The organism is Vibrio sp. CK2-1 (assembly GCF_021726515.1).
Classification (GTDB): domain Bacteria; phylum Pseudomonadota; class Gammaproteobacteria; order Enterobacterales; family Vibrionaceae; genus Vibrio.
This window is the reverse complement of record NZ_JAKKCJ010000001.1, coordinates 789,003-800,696: the sequence shown is the minus strand read 5'-3', so window position 1 is coordinate 800,696 and position 11,694 is coordinate 789,003. Positions and strand designations below refer to the sequence as shown.

Genomic DNA, 11,694 nt, shown 5'->3' with positions numbered 1-11,694 from the left:
ACCTGATTAAGGATGATCTCATGGCCACGTTTTTGCCCAATAAACCGCATCACAATAAACCAAAATCCACGTTCACTCTCAGCCGGAGTGAACGTTATTTATTCTTGTTGTTAACTGCCATTCTCACTCTTGGGGTAGTCTGGAAAATTGATGATAGCGCCACACAACGCAAAGCCATCACCCCACTCAAACAGCACCAATACCTATTTAATCAAGCCTGCCAACAAGCCCTGAATAACGGCGCAGATCGCAATGTCTCCTACTGCACCACCGCACAACATTACGACCATGTTTTGATGTTAGCGTTAAAAGACAACCATATTGATTTAAGTGAAGCGGTTGAGTTGGAAAGTTATTTTCAGAGGCAGTATCGGGGGTTTAGTAATAATTAAGTTTGGTTTTTTGAATTATAAAAAACAAAAAGCCCCACCAGTTAGATGAGGCTGTCCGAAGTACTAGTTGTCTACCATGTTAGGGCTAGGCTACTGCTAAGTTCAATCCTATAGCATGAGTCACTTTATAAATCGTATTCCATTTAGGCTGAGTTTTACCATTGAATGTTTTGTATAAACTTTCACGGCTTAATCCTGTTACCTCGGCTACATCAGCCATACCATGTTTTTTGACAAGGTGACCAAGTGCTGAAACAAATACTGCCGGATCATCATCTTCAAGGCATTCACGTAAGAAGTCATTAATTTCTTCTTGTGTTTCCATGTAATCAAAAGGATTAAATGGGCTAGTTTTATTGTTCATACTAATCCTCCATTTCGGCTAGTAGTTCATGCGCTTTTGCGATGTCTTGCTGCTGAGTGCCTTTATGTCCACCATTGAGTAACAATATGATTTTACTGCCACGAATAGTGAAATAAACACGATAGCCCTTACTCACAAAAATACGCATTTCTTGAACAGGTGTACCAACATTTTTCACATCACCAAAGTTTCCATTTTCCGCCCGTACCATACGCATTAAAATCGCTCTGGTTGCAGCTCGGTCTTTTAACTTTGAAAGCCATTTATCAAATGTTGGCGTTTTTTCGATGGTATATTTCATTTATCTAATTGTAGCCTATAGGATACTCATGGCAAGTAGAGTTTTATACTTTGAGAATAACCATGTTGATTTAATTAAGGCAGTTGAGTTCGAAGGTGGTGTCAATTACAGCATCGTTGTTTGTTAAGCTAATGCTTCAACGTATGCAGAAAGCTCTGCCTTACAAATACCTTTTTTACTCCAATCTCGAAGAAAGCCGGATCGAAGATTGCCATTAACACTTGATTCTTCAGTAAACCGAGATGCATTCCAGTGTTTAATTTCAGTCGTGCCGTCAGTTTTTGTGAGCTTAATATAAGCTTCCTTACATGTAAGAAGATCTTCCTTAAACTGAACATCATTTGGATAATAAATAATATCCAAATGAATTGCTTCTTGAAGATCTGTATTTACTTTGACTAGTGGAGTCATCGAGTCACTCTTGGTTTCATAAAAATCCAACAATTTTTCAATGATATTCTGTGGAGTATCAAACCCCACAGCATGGCTTTCTAGTCGGTTGTATATTTCATCTGAGATTCGTACCACTTGGCTCATAGCAATCACCTTATTTAATCGAGGACATATTAAACGTAGTTTTGGTTACCAAATTTGTCAAATTATAATCTAGCGCCCAATAAAGGTGTGACTCGTAATATCGAAGCCACATTAACCACCAAATAACTCATAGTAAAAGCCATACGATGCAAATCACTCTTATGCAGCTTGCATAGCAGTTCAGTCACAGTTAGATAAGGTAGTCGCGATACTCATTGTATTCGAAAAAACAGCTCTTCCCCTCGTTTGATGGCGCTACTTGGTAGATGAAATTAATAGAGGGAAAGTTGGATCGGGTGATCTCCGATGTAGTAGAAAAGATTCAAACTCCAAACCACATATTTGTTTATTTTCTACCTTCATCTCACTTTTTTTTGCTTTGCGACCTACCGAAATAACGAATTATCACCCACACTAAATGTGTCAGTTTAGAGAAAACACTAAAACACTGACGAAACACAAGCTCAACTAAGACTTTTGCACACCTTTATAACCTTAGTTGCTCTGCTTGTTACAAACTCTTGGCTTTAGTTGCAGACCTCCCCACCCTTGCAGCTAAAGCCAATTTTTGATCATGAGTCACGAGGGATCCCGATGACCAATACACTTTCTAGAACACTACACCATAATCATTCCGTTTCTATTCTCAGCAGCTTTACCAAGCACAGTTCTATCAAAAAGGCCTTATTCGGCGTTGTCTGCTTATTTAGTACAGGCACTTATGCGCAAACCCCTGCTATTTATTCTAGCGACAGCATTCACCACCCTGTTTGGGCTGAACATGGCATGGTGGCGAGCCAAGAAGAACTGGCTTCGAAAATCGGTGTTGAGATCCTAAAACAAGGCGGTAATGCGGTGGATGCAGGTGTCGCGGTCGGTTTTGCTTTAGCCGTCACACTACCACGCGCGGGCAACATCGGCGGCGGTGGTTTTATGATGATTTACGATGCCAAAAAGAAACGCACCTTTGCCTTAGATTACCGTGAGATGGCACCCGCAAAAGCATACAAAGATATGTACCTTGATGAAGATGGCAATGCGGTTGAAGAACTATCGCGCTTTCATGGTTTAGCGGTTGGCGTACCGGGTACGGTGGCGGGCCTGATCACTGCACTCGAAAACTACGGCAGCATGGACTTAAAAACCGTAATGGCTCCGGCAATCAAATTAGCAGAGCAAGGCATTATCGTTACCCCGGATTTATATACCTCGTTGCAAAGTGCCAAAGAGCGACTACAAAAATGGGAGAGCAGTAAACCTGTATTCTTTAAAGATGGCGGTCAATCCGACTACCAAATTGGCGATAAACTGATTCAAAACGATCTCGCTAACTCCCTTAAACTGATTGCAGAAAATGGCCGTGATGGTTTTTATAAAGGCAAAACCGCCAAAGCGATTGCCGAATCAGTGACCGCGGCAGGCGGCTTAATGACTGTCGAAGATTTAGCGAGTTATAAAGCGGTGATACGTGAACCTGTAATGGGAAGTTATCGCGGCTACAGCATCGCTTCTATGCCACCACCATCATCGGGCGGGATTCATATTATTCAAATCTTAAATATTTTAGAAAACTACCGTATCGGCGAAATGGGCCATAACACCGCCGAGACCATACATGTGATGGCTGAAGCAATGAAACTCGCTTATGCAGACCGCGCAGAATACTTGGGCGATCCTGACTTTGTAAAAGTACCCATGAAAGGCTTAACCAACAAAGACTACGCCCATAGCTTGCAGCAACAAATTTCACAAGACAAAGCGCGCCCAGCCAAAGAGATTAAACATGGTCAACCGATGCCTTATGAAAGTGACCAAACGACTCACTTCTCTGTCTTGGATAAAGATGGCAACGTGATTTCTAACACCTACACCTTAAACTTCTCTTACGGTACGGGTATGGTCGCCAATGGCACTGGGATCTTACTCAATAACGAGATGGATGACTTTTCTGCCAAGCCCGGTGTACCGAATGGCTATGGGTTAATTGGCGGTGAAGCAAATGCAGTCGAAGGCGGTAAACGTCCACTGTCTTCCATGAGCCCGACGCTAGTATTTAAAAACGGTAAGCCTATACTGGCAACCGGTAGCCCGGGTGGTAGCCGAATTATTACGACTACCCTACAAATCATCATGAACGTGATTGATCATAATATGAATATCGCCGAAGCGACTCATGCAGTACGTGTTCATCATCAATGGTTGCCTGATGAATTACGTATTGAGAAAGGCTTAAACCAAGACACAATCAAACTACTGCAAGCGAAAGGACAAAACGTCGTCGAAAAAAGTGCAATGGGTAGTACTCAATCGATTATGCATACGGATAAAGGCTTCTTTGGTTCGTCGGATCCAAGAACGCCAAGCGCATTAACTACTGGATATTAAGGAATAGAGCATGAAAAAATGGACAACCATGATACTCAGCACCTTGGCACTATTAAGCCCAGCTCTAGCTTGGGCAAATGCAGATAACGGGCTGGTACAAGTGCAAAGTCAACATAGTGTGCAAGAGACATCCGATAAACTTGTTAAGGCGTTAAACTCAAAAGGAATGACGGTTTTTGCGCAGGTTGATCACGCGGCGGGCGCAAAGAAAGTCGATATTGAATTACGCCCAACTCAAGTGATCATTTTTGGTAATCCGAAAGTCGGTTCTCCACTGATGGTTTGCCAACAATCCGTCGCCATTGATTTACCACAAAAAGCGCTGATTTCTGAAGATGAAAGTGGCAACGTTTGGTTAACCTATAACGATCCTAAATATTTAGCTTCACGCCACCAGATTCAAGGTTGTGACGAAGTATTGAATAAAGTATCTAACGCCTTGGCGAACTTTGCTAAAGCGGCGACACAGTAACCCTTTTTAATCTTAAATATTGTTGCGATTTACGGCTCTAAAATGAGCTTATCTTGAATGAAATCTAGAAATAGTGAAATTCTTGATGCTAACGCACTTTGCTTATAATACACCGCTTGAATCGATTCCCTTCGGTTTGGGTGGTATATTGCATTAGGTAACACTTCGATTAACGATCCATCGTTCAATTCACGGTGAATCATGTAATAAGACAAAGCGGTAATCCCCATCCCATTCATACATAGCTGTTTAATAACCTCACCACTGCTGGCCTTTAATTCAAAATGGAGCGCATTATTGGGTTCTTTTAAATACCAGTTATTCAAGTGAGAAGCGTGTGAAAAACCAATAAGACTATGTTCTAACAATTGACTAGTCTGCGTTGGCGTACCGTTCGCTTGCAAATAATCAGGGCTAGCCACCAGCACCAATGGACTTTGCCCTAAGGCTCTTGCATGCAAGGTAGAATCTTTTAAATCACCGATTCGAATTGCTACATCGACCTTGTTATCTAATAGATCAACCACCGTATCATTGGTTGTAAGTTCCAGCTCAACTTTCGGATAGCATTTCCTAAACTCTGGTAATAATGGCCCTAATTGATGGATCATAAACGCGAATGCGGCATCAATTCTTAACTTACCCACGGGCTCGGTTTGATGGGACAACAAATGTTGCTGACCAAGCTCAAGGGTATTCAAAGCCTTTTGCACATACCCTTTAAAAACGACACCTTCTTCTGTCATCACTAACTTTCGAGTGGTGCGATTAAACAAGGTAGTATCGAGTTGCTTTTCCAATCTGGCTATTGCTCTTGATAAGGTGGCGATCTGAATCCCCTCTTTTACCGATGCTTTTGAAAAGCTCTCACTTTCCGCCACCGCTAAAAAAGCCATTAAATCTTCGGTTTTAATCATTCACACACTCTCATCTCAAGTCAGTTATCGAAATCAATCGTCGAAATAATAGCTTTCTTTGCATATTAATCAAAAGTAATTTGTATTTTTTGATATTAATGAAAATATCATCCTCTGATACCATGCCTGCAATCAATAAGAAAACAGATATTAGGAATCCCATGTCAAACTCTCTTTTTACGCCAATCCAATTCGGTGACTTAACCTTAAACAACCGCATCGTCATGCCACCAATGACACGCTCTCGCGCAAAAGATGGCTGTGCTAATGCCATGATGGCGGAATATTACGCGCAACGTGCAGAAGCGGGTCTTATCATTTCTGAAGGCACACAAATCTCTCAACTAGGTCAAGGTTATGCTTGGACACCGGGTATCTATTCTCCTGAGCAAATTCAAGGCTGGAAGTTAGTAACCGATGCGGTACACGCAAAAGGCGGCAAGATCTTCGCGCAACTTTGGCACGTTGGCCGTGTAACTCACCCAAGCAATACTGGTGGTGTACAGCCTATTTCATCAAGCGAACAAGCGGCAAAAGGCGTAAAAGTGTTCATTGATGAAGCAGATCAACCAAACTTTGTCGATACCGTACTACCAAGAGCCATGACTCACGATGACATCGAGCATGTGAAAGGTGAATATTATCAAGCAGCATTAAATGCCCTAGAAGCAGGGTTTGATGGTGTAGAGCTACATGCAGCAAACGGCTACTTAGTGAATCAATTTATCGATTCTGAAGCCAACCTGCGTGATGATGAATACGGTGGTAGCACTGAAAACCGTCTACGCTTCCTAGTTGAAGTTGTTGATCAATTAGTGGCTGTTGTGGGTAAAGAACGCGTCGGTGTTCGCCTTGCCCCATTCACTTGCTTAAATGGCACAGTAGATTCTGATCCTGAAGCGACTTATATCGAAGCGGCGAAATTACTGAACAGCAAAGGCATTGGTTACATTCACATTGCGGAAGTAGATTGGGATGACGCGCCAGATACACCAGTATCATTCAAACAAAATCTACGTCAGGCTTTTGATCAAACCATCATCCTAGCAGGCAAATATAACCCAGAAAAAGCCCAGCAAGCGTTAGAGCAAGGTTTTGCCGATATGGTGGCATTTGGCCGTCCATTTGTTGCCAACCCAGATTTAGTGACTCGCATTAAAAACCAATATCCATTAGCCGAACATAATCCAGATACTTTGTTTGGTGGCGCTGAGCAAGGGTTAACCGACTACCCTGTGTATTCTGAAGCTTAATAGGAAATCAATAATGTCAAATATAGAAAACATGCAAATCCCAACACTCGGTGCAGGTACATTTCGTCTAAAAGGCCAGGATGCTTATCAATCTGTTGAGATGGCTTTAAAGCTAGGTTATCGCCATATTGATACCGCCCAAATTTATGGCAATGAAGAAGAAGTCGGCCAAGCGATAGCAGACAGCGGTATTGCTCGCTCTGAAGTATTCATCACCACTAAAATTTGGATGGATAAACTAGGAAAAGCAGAATTTCTACCTAGCTTAAAAGAAAGCTTAGAGAAACTAAAAACCGATTATGTCGACTTGTTGTTGATTCACTGGCCATTGAAAGATGAGTCTGTGGCTATGGAAGAATACCTAGAAGAACTGAAGCAAGCAAAAACGTTAGGGCTGGCTCGTCAGATTGGTATTTCTAACTTTACGAATGCGCAAACGGCTCAAGCTATTTTCATTCTTGGTGAAGGTGAGATATTCACGAACCAAGTAGAAGTGCATCCGTATTTACAAAACCGCACAGTAACGGAATTTTGCCAGCAGCATGACATTTTAGTCACCGCATACATGCCTTTTGCTTACGGTGAAGTATTCCAAGATGAAGTGCTGAAATCTATTGCCCAAAAGCATGATGTGACTATCGCGCAAGTAGTATTAGCCTGGGTGATTCAGCAAGGATTTATCACCATCCCATCAAGCACCAAAGAAAAGAACTTAGCGGGTAACTTAGAGTTTTCAAAAGTCACTCTGACAGAAGATGACATGCAACAGATCGCCACACTCGATCGTAATCATCGTCTTGCTAACCCAGACTTTGCGCCTGAGTGGGATTGATAAAGACCATTTAGTCTTGTCGTAAATCGGGTATTTTGAGCTTTGTAAAAACAAACGCCGCAGGCTTCCAAAAAGGAGTACCTGCGGCGTTTGTTAGTAAACGACTACTCTATATATCGATATTTATAAACACATCTCATCAACATACTGCTTTATCGACTTCTGCCCTTTTTCTGTCACTTTCAATTCTTTATACAATTTATCAAGCGGATAATCGGACAAGGCGACTAAACGAGCGAGTACCCAAGTTTGAGTATGGTCTTGCTCTAAACCCTTTCGAGTTGCTTCATTCCACGCATCATTGAGAGTGCTATCGGAAGCTGGAATTTGCCCAATAAGATCGGGGCTATAATTCCACAGCAAACGCTGCATAGCATATTGAGGTGAAGATTTATCTAACTTAATTGGCCTATCTGGTACAGGCGGTTTGTCATCCCAGCAGCGATAACTAGGTTTTTGAGGTTCCGGTTTAACTGGCTCGCCCCTTGGGTTAATTAAGTCACCTTGGTCGTTGTAGTCATTAATGGAATAGACATGGGTAATATCTTTTCGCCAATAGGTTTTATTGACTTTATCCCAAGGGATTGGAAACAGGGAATAGCCTAGATCATTGGCTTGTTTTTCAATGGTTTTAAAAAATGCTGTCGTCTCACTTAACTCTGTGGCTTTAACCCCTTGGTAATCTTGCTGCATGATTTTAAACGGTTCAAGTTCACCTACATAAATATAATCTAAACAACCATACAACCACACTTTGGCATGACCATTAGGTAATAAACCCAAGACAAAATCATTGGTATAACAAGACCTTTCTTTACCATTATGTCGCCGATATTTTTTTCTCAGCATCAAAGCTTTAATCTTATCGGATACATCAAACTTAGTGACATAAAATTTCAAATCATGCATTGACGTCCAATACACATAGATGGAATCTGGCAAATGATTAGTACCACCCATTTGATATGGAAAATCAATCGTAAGTGAGTTTAAGGCTGTGCCAAATCCGTCATAATCAGAAAGCCATTCTTGAGTATTAGATAAAGATATTCTTCGTAAAACGGCCGTGTGATTAAACAAAATACTAGTCCAATCTTCTTGTTCATTCACCCCATAAGATTTACTGACATAAATGGGATAAAAACTCGGTGCCGTCACCCCTATACGCCATTTCATTTTATCTTTCGGCACTTCTGGTACTTGGCTAAACGCCACACAAGGTAGAGAAATTATGGCTAATAGTAATAACGTTCGCTTACACCATTTCTGGATCATATTGTGCACGATCAAACTTTCCTTGTGAGTTGGTATTAGGTTTATTGGCAATGCCATCATCAGCAGAATGGTGAATTAAGTTATTATGCATAAAAGCATCCACTAGCTCAGGTTGAGTAAGAATGTCAGCTAGTTCTGCTACCTTTCCTTGTTTAGCCATTTGCAATATAGCATCACATAACTTGCCATAAGTCATATTCGGAGCATTAGCATCACGGCTAATGAATTCCGGTACAATAAAGCCAGTTTCTTTTGTGCTTTTCCATACAATTTGATTATTTTGAAGTGAAAACTCACTCAATGGAACTTGCATTGACTCAGCTAAACCATACATCACTCGCAAGTACAAACGCGATAAATCGCCTTGTACAAGTCGCTGTAGAGTCAATTCCCCTATCGCTTTTTGACGATCGCCTTTTCCATTCATAGTCTTTTTGACTGAAATAAAATAATCATCACGATTCCAACCTTGCGCCACTTCTTTGTCCAACTCTTGCTGCAACGCTTGTTCAATTTGCTGTTTGACGCTATCAAACTCGAACCAACCACAGTCCCTTACCATGCGTTTAATACGCTTACGCTCAACAAGCGGTAACAGGTATTCTGTTTGATCAAATGCATATTGGGAGTAATAGCCTCCCCCCACATCAGAGTGCGCACCATATACCATGATTTCATGAAAATTATCCGCAGAGTTAAGCTTGTTACTACTAAAGTTATAACGATATTCTGTTTTAGGTGAGGCGGTTAAATGCACCGCATGGCGTACTCGTTGTGGATCCAGCCATAAACGAACATTGCCGTTATCCTGGTTATGTGGAGTAAAGTCCAATGAACTCAAGTCGGCAATCGCAGCCACCGTATCAAACAGCCCAGCAAAGGTTATTTCGCAATGATCGTTACTCTTCCAATCAAACCCTGCTTGCAGATCCAATTCATTATTCTGACAAGCTTGTGTAAATTTCGGTACAAAGCCCCCTTGCTCGCCATCTAATACCACATTGATAAAGTGCCGTGCGGCGGCTGCACCACGACTAAAACCGAACACATCCAATTCAATTTTACCTATCCCATCAGCGCTAATTGATTCAAATTCATCTAAAATTATGTCAAATTTCTTAATTAACTGCTTAATGGCAGTTTCAACTTTCGCTTCTACCCCATACTCTCCAAGCCCCAATGCCTGACCTTTGAGAACCGATTCATCTGCTTTGGCAATCTCGGTACTATTGCCTGTGCCAATTCCTGTAATGTATTCGGGGTGATAAAACACCGTCTGATCTTGATTAAATTCATCACGAAGATACCGCTCATAAAGCTTCTGAATATTGGTCAACTCATTAGCCGCGCTGCTTGCCACTTTTTCATCATCCTCCCAAAACCAATAGAAATCGTCTTGGTTTGGGTATTGATAGGTCTCCGCTTGCCAATCTTTTACTGGTTTGTTGCCTTCTAAGTTTTTGAGCGACTTCCAATGCTGATGATACTTTTCTAGCTGTTGCTTACCCCATTGTGCGCTGTAGGTGTTATTGGCGGTGCCATCAAAAAACAGCCCAAAACGCAGGGTAATGTAATTAAACCCTTGTACACACAATACATGGCATTTATCGGTCACAAGCTGACCGGTTAGTTTACTTTGGGCTTGGTGGCGTTCCGGTAAGTCTTGAGCTTGTTCCGCGATTAATAAGTCTCCGGCAGTCACATTGATACGAGCTCGCTCTCCATTATTATGACCTAGCGACTTTTGTGTGACCCATTCATCTACTGGGTTGATTTCTGACTCGTTGGTGAACGGCCTACGCTGCTGTGATTGTTTCAACCACTCAATAGCGTCGAGTTCTAACGTCACTAAGCCTGAAGGAAGATCGCTTACAACAATAGGGGCATGATTTAAAAGAATCGGATGACGAACACCTTCTGCATCAATTAACTCACCTTTTACATTATCAAAAGGTTGGTTGTGTTCATCGACTACCATTAACTCAATCCAGTGAGTCCGGTTTTCACACACTGTGCAATGTGGACTTAACCCTAGCATTCCCATAATGCAGTTTCCTTTTCTAGCTGTTGTAGTTGCTGTACGTCTTCACGAGTCAGTAATAATGTTTGTGCAAGCGAGGAGTAATCGGTTTGTGTTTGTTGGGAGAATTTAACCAGCGCAAAACTTTCGGCCTGTTCGAAATCGTTGCCATGCTCTAAGGCTTGCTGCAATGCTTGTTGAATAAAGATGAGGGGTGAGGCCAGTTGGCACATTTGATCGGGCAGTTTTTCCCATAAGCGACGTTCAATTACCTTCGCATGATGCGCAACTTGATAAGTTGGAGCGAGGTGGTGAGGTTCCATTTTCCACCATGGTTGGTTTTGCAATTGATATTCAAGCTGGCTCGTATTGCTGTATATCTTCAATTCATCATCTTGCATTAACGCCAGCTGTTGTGCATTACCTAGCCAAGCGTTGATTTCATTTTGGGTGAAGGTAGCTAAAACGGCGGCTAATACGTTTTTGTCGTAATAGCGAAATAAGACTTCCTCTCCATCCATTGCCACAAATAGCAAACTTCTTAAATGCGAGACTACATCCCAAATGGACGTATTACTGACTATCACCATACCTTGTGAAAACGTGGAGGGTTCAACATTGTTGAATGAATCTTGCAGCGGAATGAGCCAAGGAGATAGAGACATAACCTCTTTAAAGGATTCACCATGAAACAGAGGAAGCGCATCGTTAAAACCAATTTGCTGATTTTGTTTTATCGCTTGCTGATGAAGCTCGCCAGTCGCTAGCCAATAGGCATTAGCTTGCTGACAGAACCACGATTTGAGCATGGTTGAACCCTTTTATTAAAGTATTGAAACGATGAGAATTTTTTGCCGGTCTTAAATTAACGAGCAATCTCAATGAGGCGTTTCATACTAATAAATTCAATGAATTAATTTAAATAAAAACTCATTAAATATTCATA

The 11,694-nt window shown here is 41.6% G+C and carries 12 protein-coding genes; 5 read left to right on the top strand and 7 right to left on the bottom strand.

Features of this window, described 5'->3' with window-relative positions:
• Positions 1-20: 20 nt before the first annotated feature.
• Positions 21-392 carry a hypothetical protein gene (locus L3V25_RS03485; RefSeq protein ID WP_237294089.1) on the top strand — a complete coding sequence of 124 codons (372 nt, stop codon included), beginning with the start codon at positions 21-23 and terminating at the stop codon, positions 390-392.
• Between the two features lie 85 nt (positions 393-477).
• Here the strand turns inward: L3V25_RS03485 and L3V25_RS03480 are convergent, their stop codons facing one another.
• From L3V25_RS03480 to L3V25_RS03470, 3 genes are all read right to left on the bottom strand, one after another.
• Entirely contained in the window at positions 478-756 is a 279-nt protein-coding gene (locus L3V25_RS03480) for an addiction module antidote protein (protein WP_237294088.1), read from the bottom strand.
• Position 757: 1 nt separating this feature from the next.
• On the bottom strand, positions 758-1,057 hold the full coding sequence (locus L3V25_RS03475) for a type II toxin-antitoxin system RelE/ParE family toxin (RefSeq protein ID WP_237294087.1): 300 nt from the start codon (positions 1,055-1,057) through the stop codon (positions 758-760).
• 123 nt (positions 1,058-1,180) lie between these two features.
• A complete protein-coding gene (locus L3V25_RS03470; protein WP_237294086.1) occupies positions 1,181-1,594 on the bottom strand; it encodes a hypothetical protein in 414 nt (137 codons plus the stop codon).
• Positions 1,595-2,188: 594 nt separating this feature from the next.
• Between L3V25_RS03470 and ggt the strand changes: the two genes are divergently transcribed.
• Positions 2,189-3,979, top strand: a complete 1,791-nt coding sequence (gene ggt, locus L3V25_RS03465) for a gamma-glutamyltransferase (protein WP_237294085.1) — start codon at positions 2,189-2,191, stop codon at positions 3,977-3,979.
• 10 nt (positions 3,980-3,989) lie between these two features.
• Positions 3,990-4,451 (top strand): DUF302 domain-containing protein, encoded by a 462-nt coding sequence (locus L3V25_RS03460; RefSeq protein WP_237294084.1) that lies wholly within the window; start codon positions 3,990-3,992, stop codon positions 4,449-4,451.
• Positions 4,452-4,480: 29 nt separating this feature from the next.
• On the opposite strand, the gene L3V25_RS03455 is transcribed toward L3V25_RS03460, so the two are convergent.
• Complete coding sequence (locus L3V25_RS03455) at positions 4,481-5,368, bottom strand: LysR family transcriptional regulator (protein ID WP_237294083.1); 888 nt, start codon at positions 5,366-5,368, stop codon at positions 4,481-4,483.
• Between the two features lie 161 nt (positions 5,369-5,529).
• Between L3V25_RS03455 and L3V25_RS03450 the strand changes: the two genes are divergently transcribed.
• Together L3V25_RS03450 and dkgB are read left to right on the top strand one after the other, a co-directional pair.
• Positions 5,530-6,621 carry an alkene reductase gene (locus tag L3V25_RS03450; RefSeq protein WP_237294082.1) on the top strand — a complete coding sequence of 364 codons (1,092 nt, stop codon included), beginning with the start codon at positions 5,530-5,532 and terminating at the stop codon, positions 6,619-6,621.
• A gap of 31 nt (positions 6,622-6,652) precedes the next feature.
• Positions 6,653-7,453: a 2,5-didehydrogluconate reductase DkgB gene (dkgB, locus tag L3V25_RS03445; RefSeq protein WP_237294351.1), complete on the top strand. Its 801-nt coding sequence runs from the start codon at positions 6,653-6,655 to the stop codon at positions 7,451-7,453.
• Positions 7,454-7,576: 123 nt separating this feature from the next.
• Here dkgB and L3V25_RS03440 read toward each other — a convergent pair whose 3' ends face one another.
• The 3 genes from L3V25_RS03440 to L3V25_RS03430 are packed head-to-tail and all read right to left on the bottom strand — an operon-like array spanning position 7,577 to position 11,557.
• Positions 7,577-8,728 carry a DUF2931 family protein gene (locus L3V25_RS03440; protein WP_237294350.1) on the bottom strand — a complete coding sequence of 384 codons (1,152 nt, stop codon included), beginning with the start codon at positions 8,726-8,728 and terminating at the stop codon, positions 7,577-7,579.
• Complete coding sequence (locus L3V25_RS03435) at positions 8,709-10,772, bottom strand: DUF2235 domain-containing protein (RefSeq protein ID WP_237294081.1); 2,064 nt, start codon at positions 10,770-10,772, stop codon at positions 8,709-8,711. The genes L3V25_RS03440 and L3V25_RS03435 overlap by 20 nt, the downstream gene beginning before the upstream one ends.
• Positions 10,760-11,557 (bottom strand): DUF4123 domain-containing protein, encoded by a 798-nt coding sequence (locus L3V25_RS03430; RefSeq protein WP_237294080.1) that lies wholly within the window; start codon positions 11,555-11,557, stop codon positions 10,760-10,762. Before L3V25_RS03430 ends, L3V25_RS03435 begins: the two co-directional genes overlap by 13 nt.
• Positions 11,558-11,694: the final 137 nt, after the last annotated feature.

Coding starts and splice junctions, on each gene's coding strand:
- dkgB (WP_237294351.1), top strand. CDS start 6,653: ATGCAAATCCCAACACTCGGTGCAGGTACATTTCGTCTAAAAGGCCAG.
- L3V25_RS03480 (WP_237294088.1), bottom strand. CDS start 756: ATGAACAATAAAACTAGCCCATTTAATCCTTTTGATTACATGGAAACA.
- L3V25_RS03460 (WP_237294084.1), top strand. CDS start 3,990: ATGAAAAAATGGACAACCATGATACTCAGCACCTTGGCACTATTAAGC.
- L3V25_RS03440 (WP_237294350.1), bottom strand. CDS start 8,728: ATGATCCAGAAATGGTGTAAGCGAACGTTATTACTATTAGCCATAATT.
- L3V25_RS03450 (WP_237294082.1), top strand. CDS start 5,530: ATGTCAAACTCTCTTTTTACGCCAATCCAATTCGGTGACTTAACCTTA.
- L3V25_RS03485 (WP_237294089.1), top strand. CDS start 21: ATGGCCACGTTTTTGCCCAATAAACCGCATCACAATAAACCAAAATCC.
- L3V25_RS03475 (WP_237294087.1), bottom strand. CDS start 1,057: ATGAAATATACCATCGAAAAAACGCCAACATTTGATAAATGGCTTTCA.
- L3V25_RS03455 (WP_237294083.1), bottom strand. CDS start 5,368: ATGATTAAAACCGAAGATTTAATGGCTTTTTTAGCGGTGGCGGAAAGT.
- L3V25_RS03430 (WP_237294080.1), bottom strand. CDS start 11,557: ATGCTCAAATCGTGGTTCTGTCAGCAAGCTAATGCCTATTGGCTAGCG.
- L3V25_RS03470 (WP_237294086.1), bottom strand. CDS start 1,594: ATGAGCCAAGTGGTACGAATCTCAGATGAAATATACAACCGACTAGAA.
- L3V25_RS03435 (WP_237294081.1), bottom strand. CDS start 10,772: ATGGGAATGCTAGGGTTAAGTCCACATTGCACAGTGTGTGAAAACCGG.
- ggt (WP_237294085.1), top strand. CDS start 2,189: ATGACCAATACACTTTCTAGAACACTACACCATAATCATTCCGTTTCT.